This window comes from Corynebacterium sp. (assembly GCF_030826625.1).
GTDB lineage: Bacteria > Actinomycetota > Actinomycetes > Mycobacteriales > Mycobacteriaceae > Corynebacterium.
In genome coordinates this window covers 1-2,576 of sequence record NZ_JAPJNQ010000123.1, presented here as the reverse complement: position 1 = coordinate 2,576, position 2,576 = coordinate 1, and the positions used below count along the sequence as shown (strand labels likewise).

Here is a 2,576-nt window from a genome sequence, read left to right as displayed (position 1 = left end):
TTGTCGGTGTTGCCTTGTACCGTGACGTCGCCAAGCTTGGCGACGATTTCCCCGGCTGCCGATTCCGCGGCAATATCAACGACCATTTCTGCAAACTTCGTCGTCAATCCTGATGTACGTGCACGTTCGACGTGTACATCTTTTTCTTGTGCAGCTTCGACTAATTCCGTGTCGAGGTCCCACATGACTTCCATGTGATCGGTGATAAAGCCGATCGCGCACACCACGACTGCCTTGATATCGCGGTTGTCGGCGAGGAATTCTGTGTGGTCGACGATATCCGGTTCGAGCCACGGCACGCGCGGGTCGCCCGAGCGTGACTGCCAGACCAGGTCATAATCGTCGATGCCAGCTTCTGCCGCCGCTAACCGTGCTGCTTCGGCCACTTGCCGGGAATACAAGTTTTTATCTCCATCGGCACCGCCGACATCGTCATGCCGGTTAGGCACTGAGTGCGCGGTGAACAGCATGCGCATATTCTCCCGTCGATCCGCAGGAACCTTGGAATAAGCTTCTTTGATAGCTGCAGCCGTGTCCGCGATAAATGCAGGGTGCGAGAAGAATTGCCGAATTTTCGTAAAGTGGATTTCTGGCAGACCTTTGTCCGCTAAATGCTTTCGAATCCGTTTAATGTCTTCGTCGTATTGGCGGCATGCCGAATAGCCTCCCCACGCTGAGGTAGCAAGCACCAACACCTTCCGATGACCATCGCGGGCGATAAGCTCCGCAGTGTCTTCGCCGAATGGATGCCAATTGCGGTTACCGAAATATACCGGCAGATCAATCTCGCGATGCGCGAGTGCCTGTTCGATATTCGCGATGAGTGTGCGGTTTTGTGCGTTAATCGGGCTGACGCCATCAAAGTTGAAGTAGTGCTCTCCGACTTCTTCCAAGCGTTCACGTGGAATACCCCGTCCACGGGTGACATTCTCCAGAAATGGAACAACCTCGTCATTTCCCTCGGGGCCACCGAAGGAAAGGACGAGGAGTGCGTCGTAGTCAGTCAAGGGGTGCAAATCAGTCATGCCCTTTAGCCTAGCAAGCCCCCGTTGCTAGCACTCATGAGAAACTTGTGGTCACAGCCACTATAAAAATGCTAGCCCAACAGGCGGACTGCGTATTCAGTCATACCGCTATGACGAACGGGAACTTCACGAACCTGGGAACCGGAATGCGGTGCTTCGATCATCATTCCATTTCCGGAGTAGATAGCAACGTGCTGGGATCCACCCGGACCATAGAAGATGAGATCACCAGGCTGTAGATCGGAAGTAGATACGTGAGTTCCATGCCGGTACTGGCCACCGCTGTAGTGTGGCAGGGAAATCCCTGCACCAGCGAAGGCATACTGCACTAATCCAGAGCAATCGAAACCGACTTTGCCGTAATCGCCATTCATATCGGCATTTGCACCATCACGAATGCCCGCAGTTGGCCCCTGTGCATTGCCACCACCCCAGGCATAGTCAACCCCGAGCTGCGAACGAGCACGCGAGAGCACAGCCTGAGCTTGTTGTGACGGTCCAACCTCGGCGAAGTTCGCTGAAGCATCTTTAGTCACTGATGCGTTGGTATCCAGTTCTTCCAGTACACCACTGAGTTCATCCGCTAAATCACCACCAGCGACCGAATTCTGCGCCGCAGCATCAGATCCTGCGGAACTGGCAGAACTATCCGCCCCCGTCGAATTGGAGGTTGAATTCTGTTGGCTGGCAGCAGCATCTTCCTGTGCGGAATCTACTTGGCTCTCAGCTGAAGTGGCTTCCCCTTCCACTTCAGCATCGGAGCCAGTCGTAGTATCCGCTGCGGTTACTTCGACTCGTTGTAACGCTGGTATTGAATTAGGTGGATCCTGTGCTGTTTGACTTGCCTGGTTAGTCGCAGTCTCATTCAGCTCCAAAGCCGTGTGATCTGGTAGATGCTCAGCGACTGTATTCGCCGCTTGTTCGATCAATTCCGTTAACTCATCCGAAATCGGCTCGTTAGATCCAGCAGCTGTGCTTTCGCTACCTTGCTCGTCTGCAGTTGTGTTTGCTGTATTACGAGATTCGGTAGTTGTATGACGGTTGCTTTCTGTCTCTGAGACAGAGCTTGGAGCAGCGTCTGCGCTATTTACTTGTGTGCCATCACTCCGGCCTTGGGAGTCGTTATTGCTATCAGTTCTCGACTTGTTCCCGCCTGATTGACTGTCATTTGAGGACTGCTCATTTGGGCCGGTTGCGCCATTGCCCCGGGCAGCTGCCAGTTCCTGCTTAGTTTCTTTGTGTTCTTGCGCAAGCTGTTCACGCTCTTGCTGCAACTGCGCGACTTCAGCGGTCGTACGCTCTAACAACGCTCGGGCTTGCGACTCGGCGTCACTCGCGCTTTCCGCGCGCTGGTTCGCGAGTTCGTGGGTTTTGCGCAGCTGTGATTCCTTATTCGCTTTCTCTGTACGAACGCGATCAAGTTCGTCGATGACCGCTAATTTGTCGTCAGTTTGCGCGCGCAAAAACGACTTTCGAAACAACTCGTCATCGCGCCGGTCACCACTCGAAATTTCCGCCATCCCCGGCGAACCAGCTGCACGACGGTATTTT

General features: G+C 54.0%; 2 protein-coding genes. Both read right to left on the bottom strand.

The features are described 5' to 3' along the window. A partial coding sequence (locus RCH87_RS10375; protein ID WP_306516625.1) for a ferrochelatase occupies positions 1–1,025 on the bottom strand: 1,025 nt, incomplete at its 3' end. A 71-nt stretch (positions 1,026–1,096) separates the two neighbouring features. After that, the coding region (locus RCH87_RS10370; protein WP_306516623.1) for an NlpC/P60 family protein at positions 1,097–2,576 on the bottom strand (1,480 nt) is incomplete at its 5' end.